Here is a 4,666-nt window from a genome sequence, read left to right as displayed (position 1 = left end):
TCGCAGTCGTGCGGCCTGGGGTGAGGGCGGGGCGTCGGCCGACCCGGCGGCGGCCGCCGCCGGGTCGGCCCAGGCGTCGGTGTCCACCACGAAGGCGATCGCGCCGCCGGAGCGGCCGCGCATCTTCGCCGCCATCGCCGTCTGTACGTCGTCCAGCTCGCCCAGGAAGGCGACGAGCAGCCCGTCCTGGCCGGCGCGCACCGCGTCGTGGGCGCGCGAGAGCCCGGCCCCGTCGGAATGGCCGACGATCGCCAGGGTGTCCATCATCAGCCCCGCCGCTTCGGCGGACTCCTGGCCGCCGGCGGAGAAGCCGCCGGCGCCCTCGCTGGGCACCGCGTTCCCGGTGTCGGTCAGCAGCCGCACGGAGAAGCCCCGCTCCAGCAGGTGGACCAGGGTGGAGGCCGCTCCCGAGACGGCCCACTCGAAGGCCGAGTCGGGGCCCGCGCCCTCGTAGGCCAGACGCCGGGTGTCCAGGAGCACGGTGGCCCGGCTGCGCTGCGGCTGCTCCTCGCGGCGCACCATCAGCTCGCCGTAGCGGGCGGTGGAGCGCCAGTGGACGCGGCGCAGGTCGTCGCCGTGCCGGTAGCCGCGCGGGATCACGTCGTCGTCCCCGGCGAGCGCGAGCGCGCGCAGGCTGCCGTCGCCGTAGCCGGAGGACTCCCCGGCCAGGCGCACGGGCGGCAGCGGCTCGGTGCGCGGGACCACGGTGAGGGTGTCGAAGGTGCTGAACGAGCGGGTCAGCTCGACCAGCCCGAAGGGGTCGGCCAGGCGCAGCTGGAGCGGGCCGAGCGGGTAGCGCCCGCGCAGGTCGGAGCGGACCCGGTAGGACACCTCGCGGCGGCCGCCCGGCTCGACCCGGTCCAGCACGAACCGGGGCCGGGGCCCGAGCACGTACGGCACCCGGTCCTGGAGCATCAGCAGGCCGGTGGGCAGCCGGGAGACGTTGTCCATCCGCAGCTGCACCCGGGCCTCGGCGCCCGCGGGCACCCGCACCGGGGTCAGCCGGCGGCTGCCGGAGACCCGGTAGCGGGTGCGGTGCAGGGCGAAGACGCAGATCAGCGGCAGGACGGCGAGGAGCAGCCCGACGCGCAGCAGCTCGGACTGGCCCAGGACGTAGGCGCATATGGCGGCGGCGATGCCCGCGGCCAGGAAGGACCGGCCGCGCGTGGTGAGCCCGGAGAGCGCCGCGAGCACTCCGGCGCCCTCGCCACCGGCACCGCCAGGGGTACCGGCGCCCATCAGAAGCCCCGGACGCCCGCGCCGGGCGGCTGCTCGCCGCGCGCGCCGGCGGCCGGGACCGGGGTGCGCTGGATGATCTCGGCGACCACCTGTTCGGCGGTGCGGCGGCTGAGCTGGGCCTGGGCGGTGGGCAGCAGGCGGTGCGCGAGCACCGGGGCGGCCAGGGCCTGGACGTCGTCGGGCAGCACGTAGTCGCGGCCGGTCAGGGCGGCGGAGGCCTTGACCGCGCGGAGCAGGTGCAGGGTGGCCCGGGGCGAGGCGCCCAGGCGCAGCTCGGGGTGGCTGCGGGTGGCGGAGACGAGGTCCACGATGTAGCGCCGGACGGGATCGGCGACGTACACCTCGCGGACGGCCTCGATCAGCTTGAGGATGTCGTGGGCGTGGGCGACGGCGGTGAGGTCGTCGAGCGGGGAGAGCCCGCCGTGCACGTCGAGCATCTCCAGCTCGGCCTCGGGGCTGGGGTAGCCGACGGAGACGCGGGCCATGAAGCGGTCGCGCTGGGCCTCGGGGAGGGGGTAGGTGCCCTCCATCTCCACCGGGTTCTGGGTGGCGACGACCATGAACGGCGCGGGCAGCCGGTAGGTCTGCCCGTCGCTGGTGACCTGGCGCTCCTCCATCGATTCAAGCAGCGCCGACTGGGTCTTGGGCGAGGCCCGGTTGATCTCGTCGCCGATCACGATCTGGGCGAAGATCGCGCCGGGCTTGAACTCGAACTCGTGGCGCTGCTGGTCGTAGATGCTCACGCCCGTGATGTCGGAGGGCAGCAGGTCCGGAGTGAACTGGATGCGCTGCACCGAGCAGTCGATCGACTTGGCCAGCGTCTTGGCCAGCATGGTCTTGCCGACCCCGGGCACGTCCTCGATGAGGAGGTGCCCTTCGGCGAGCAGGACCGTCAGCGCGAGGCGGACGACCTCGGGCTTGCCCTCGATCACGCTCTCGACCGAGCGGCGGATCCGCTCCGCCGTCGTGGTCAGATCAGCGAGGTTCGCTCGGTCGTCATACGTGGTCACCTGGTTCTCCTGTGCCCTTTCACCGGGCCGACGCCCATTGCGCATGTCCGGCCCACCCCGAAGGACACATTGTTGACGGCGTTACGGCCCGGTGTCACTCAGGAGAGGGGACTGATCTCGCGCAGCAGCCCGGTGTGGACGTCGAAGACGAAGCCGCGCACGTCGTCGCGGTGCGGCAGGAACGGGTTCGTCCGCACGCGCTGCATGGACTGGCGGACGTCCTGGTCCACGTCCCGGAAGGCCTCGACGGCCCAGGCGGGGCGCTGGCCGACCTCGTCCTCCAGCTCGTGCCGGAAGTCCTCGGTCAGGCTCTCCAGGCCGCAGCCGGTGTGGTGGATGAGTATCACGCTGCGGGTGCCGAGCGCCCGCTGGCTGATGGTGAGCGAGCGGATGGTGTCGTCGGTGACCACGCCGCCCGCGTTGCGGATGGTGTGGCAGTCGCCGAGCTGCAGGCCCAGGGCGGCGTGCAGGTCGAGCCGGGCGTCCATGCAGGCCACGACGGCCACCTTCAGGACGGGACGGGCGTCCATGCCCGGATCGGTGAACTGCGCGGCGTAGCGGGCGTTCGCGTGCACCAGGCGGTCGGTGACGGACTCGCCCCCGGTGGTCTGGGGCGCGGACTCGGCAGGCAGGTGTGCGGAGGTCGTCATGCCTACGACGTTAGTGGTCACGGCTGGTGCGGGCAGGGAGAGAGGATGGACAAAGAACGTCAATGGACCTTGTTGTGAGCTAACCCACAAGGGTGGGGCGGGCGCGGCCGTCCGAGTGATTCGCACCATTTGCCGGTTCATCGGGAGAGCGGCGCACGGCGCGCGGGGCGGTTCGTTGACCGCGGCGACCGTTGGACTAAAGTGGCGCGAACCGGCCGGGGCCCGGCCCTCACCGGCCCCCCGGCCCCCGATGAAACTCCGCGTGCGCGGCGCGTACGCACGGCCCGGCCTCCTCCGGCTCACCGGCCGGCCCGGTGGTGCGTACGCCTGCCGCGCCGTTACCTGAGAGGGCGCTTTGACTAGCGAGTCCCGACACGTCCCGGTGATGCTCCAGCGGTGCCTGGACCTGTTGGCCCCGGCGCTGGAGAGGCCCGGGGCCGTCGTCGTCGACTGCACCCTCGGCCTCGGCGGCCACAGCGAGGCCCTGCTGACCCGGTTCCCCGAAGCGCGCCTGATCGCGCTCGACCGCGACAAGGAAGCGCTGCGGCTCTCCGGCGAGCGGCTCGCGCCGTTCGGCGACCGCGCGACCCTGGTGCACGCGATCTACGCCGACCTCGCCGAGGTGCTCGACGGCCTCGGCACGCCCACCGTCCAGGGCATCCTCTTCGACCTCGGCGTCTCCTCCATGCAGCTGGACGAGGCCGACCGCGGCTTCGCCTACGCGCAGGACGCGCCGCTGGACATGCGGATGGACCAGACGACGGGCATGAGCGCGGCCGAGGTCCTCAACACCTACCCGCCGGGCGAGCTGGTGCGGATCCTGCGCCAGTACGGCGAGGAGAAGCAGGCCAAGCGGATCGTCTCCGCGGTGGTGCGCGAGCGCGACAAGGAACCCTTCAGCAACAGCGCGCGGCTGGTCGAGCTGATCCGCGACGCGCTGCCCCAGGCCGCCAAGCGGACCGGCGGCAACCCCGCCAAGCGGACCTTCCAGGCCCTGCGCATCGAGGTCAACGGCGAGCTGGCGGGCCTGGAGCGGGCGATCCCGGCGGCCGTGGAGCGCATCGCCGTCGGCGGTCGCATCGCGGTGCTGTCCTACCACTCGCTGGAGGACCGGCTGGTCAAGCAGGTCTTCGCGGCCGGCGCCGCGAACACCGCGCCGCCCGGACTGCCCGTGGTGCCGGAGAAGTACCAGCCGAAGCTGAAGCTGCTCACCCGCGGCGCGGAACTGCCGACGGAGGAGGAGATCGCGGAGAACCGCCGCGCGGCCCCGGCCCGCTGCCGCGGCGTCGAGCGGATCCGGGCGGAACACCTGTGACCGCGGGCGGGCGGCGGGCGCACCGGGAGGAGATCGGGTGAGCAAGGCCGGGCGGACGCCCTTCGTGCTGCTGGTCGTCGTACTGCTCGCGGGCGGTCTGATCAGCCTGCTGCTGCTCAACTCGGCGCTCAACCAGGGTTCCTTCCAGCTGAGCAAGCTGAAGAAGGAGACCACCTCGCTCACCGACGAGCAGCAGGCCCTCCAGCGCGACGTGGACGCCCAGTCGGCGCCCGACGCGCTGGAGCGCCGGGCCCGCGAGCTGGGGCTGGTCCCCGGCGGCAGCCCGGTCTTCCTCGGCCCCGACGGCAAGGTCAGCGGCACGCCGACCGCCGCCGAGGTCCCGCCGCCGCCCTCCCCGCCGCCCGCGGCCGCCTCCGGCGCGCCGCAGTCCGCGCCCCCGTCCGCCCCGCCGTCCGCCCCGCAGTCCGCAGCGCCGGCCACCGGCCCCGCGG

Annotated in this window: 5 protein-coding genes; 2 read left to right on the top strand and 3 right to left on the bottom strand. The window is 73.8% G+C overall.

Features of this window, described 5'->3' with window-relative positions; genetic code table 11:
- The 3 genes from ACFWAR_RS39225 to ACFWAR_RS39215 all read right to left on the bottom strand — a co-directional run.
- A partial coding sequence (locus tag ACFWAR_RS39225; protein ID WP_385788469.1) for a DUF58 domain-containing protein occupies positions 1 to 1,239 on the bottom strand: 1,239 nt, incomplete at its 3' end.
- Entirely contained in the window at positions 1,239 to 2,249 is a 1,011-nt protein-coding gene (locus ACFWAR_RS39220; RefSeq protein WP_385788466.1) for an AAA family ATPase, read from the bottom strand. The genes ACFWAR_RS39225 and ACFWAR_RS39220, both read right to left, overlap by 1 nt.
- Positions 2,250 to 2,347: 98 nt before the next feature.
- Positions 2,348 to 2,899: a beta-class carbonic anhydrase gene (locus ACFWAR_RS39215; protein ID WP_385788464.1), complete on the bottom strand. Its 552-nt coding sequence runs from the start codon at positions 2,897 to 2,899 to the stop codon at positions 2,348 to 2,350.
- 385 nt (positions 2,900 to 3,284) lie between these two features.
- Here ACFWAR_RS39215 and rsmH point away from each other — a divergent pair, with 385 nt between their 5' ends.
- Complete coding sequence (gene rsmH, locus ACFWAR_RS39210) at positions 3,285 to 4,214, top strand: 16S rRNA (cytosine(1402)-N(4))-methyltransferase RsmH (RefSeq protein WP_385788472.1); 930 nt, start codon at positions 3,285 to 3,287, stop codon at positions 4,212 to 4,214.
- Positions 4,215 to 4,251: 37 nt separating this feature from the next.
- Positions 4,252 to 4,666 (top strand): septum formation initiator family protein (locus tag ACFWAR_RS39205; RefSeq protein ID WP_385788461.1); only part of this gene is annotated, 415 nt, incomplete at its 3' end.

It is taken from the genome of Streptomyces sp. NPDC059917, from assembly GCF_042730635.1.
Taxonomy (GTDB): Bacteria; Actinomycetota; Actinomycetes; order Streptomycetales; family Streptomycetaceae; genus Streptomyces.
Note: the sequence above shows the minus strand (reverse complement) of the source record. Positions and strands in the feature narration are given on the sequence as shown.

Coding starts and splice junctions, on each gene's coding strand:
- ACFWAR_RS39215 (WP_385788464.1), bottom strand. CDS start 2,899: ATGACGACCTCCGCACACCTGCCTGCCGAGTCCGCGCCCCAGACCACC.
- rsmH (WP_385788472.1), top strand. CDS start 3,285: ATGCTCCAGCGGTGCCTGGACCTGTTGGCCCCGGCGCTGGAGAGGCCC.